Annotated in this window: 2 protein-coding genes; both read left to right on the forward strand. The window is 67.5% G+C overall.

What is annotated here, in order from left to right:
* Positions 1 to 427: Mu transposase domain-containing protein (locus M8J73_RS44480; RefSeq protein ID WP_420834104.1), on the forward strand; the 427-nt coding region annotated here is incomplete at its 5' end.
* Positions 424 to 1,194: an IS21-like element helper ATPase IstB gene (istB, locus tag M8J73_RS44485; RefSeq protein WP_055542011.1), complete on the forward strand. Its 771-nt coding sequence runs from the start codon at positions 424 to 426 to the stop codon at positions 1,192 to 1,194. The genes M8J73_RS44480 and istB, both read left to right, overlap by 4 nt.
* Positions 1,195 to 1,246 lie beyond the last annotated feature (52 nt).

Below are 1,246 nucleotides of genomic sequence, written 5' to 3' on the forward strand. Positions count from 1 at the left end.
GGACTGCTTGGTCGCCTTCGACGCGAACCTCTACTCGGTGCCCGCCCGCAGGGTCCGCCCCCGTCAACTGGTCGAGATCCGGGCCACGAAGTCCCAGGTCACGCTGCACTCTACGGTCCCCGGCTCGGACGGTGAGACTCTGCTGGCCGCCCATCCGCGGGCTGTTGGCCGCGGCGCCCGCATCGTCGACGACAGGCACTGGGACGGTCTGCCCACCGGCGCCGGCCGCCGCGTCGCCACCGGCGACAGCCCGGCTTCGCCCCGCCGGGACCCCTCGCCCGAGCCGCAGGCCAGCCCGCTACAGGCCCTGCTGAACCGGGCCGCTGCCGCCCGCGTCGAGGTCGGCCGCCGTCCGCTGTCGGTCTATGACGAGCTGACCGGCACCCGACCCTTCACCTCCAACACTCCGATAAAGGAAGCCCGTTGAGCGAGCTGACCGGCACCCGCATCCGCACCACGGCCGTCAAGCTCGGCCTGCCTCACCTGGCCGACGCCCTGAACCAGTACATCCAGCGGGCTGACGAGGCCAAGATGGGCTATCTCGACTTCCTGGACCTCGTGCTGTCCGAGGAACTCGCCGTCAAGGACGACCGGCGCTTTCGGCAGGGCCTGCGGCTGTCGGAGCTGCCACACCACAAAACGCTGGACGACTACGACTTCTCCTTCCAGCCCGAGCTCGACCCCCGCAAGGTCAAGGATCTCGCCAGCCTCTCCTTCGTCGAGGAGAAGGCCAACGTTGCCCTGCTCGGCCCGCCCGGCGTCGGCAAGACGCACATCGCCGTCGCCCTGGCCGTCGCGGCCTGCCGGGCCGGCTACTCGATCTACTTCACCAGCCTCGACGACATGGTCCGCAACCTCAAAGCCGCCGAAGCAGCAGGTCGGCTGACCAGCAAGCTCGGCACTTATCTGCGGCCGGGCGTTCTCGTGGTCGATGAGGTGGGATACCAGCCACTCGAGCGAGCCGAGGCGAACCTGGTGTTCCAGGTGATCTCCAAGCGTTACGAGAAGGGCTCGATCATCCTGACCTCGAACAAGACCTTCAGCGAATGGGGCCAGGTCTTCGGGGACGAGGTCCTCGCCACCGCCATCCTCGACCGACTCCTGCACCACTGCGAGGTCGTTCCCATCAACGGCAACAGCTACCGGCTCAAGAACCGGCTCCAGGCCATCGAGCGAGACACCGACGTGGCCTGAGTGGTGCACATATCCCCGTACTTGGTGGTGCATTCACACGAGTACGGGGACA

This window comes from Streptomyces neyagawaensis, assembly GCF_023516595.1.
Classification (GTDB): Bacteria; Actinomycetota; Actinomycetes; order Streptomycetales; family Streptomycetaceae; genus Streptomyces; species Streptomyces neyagawaensis.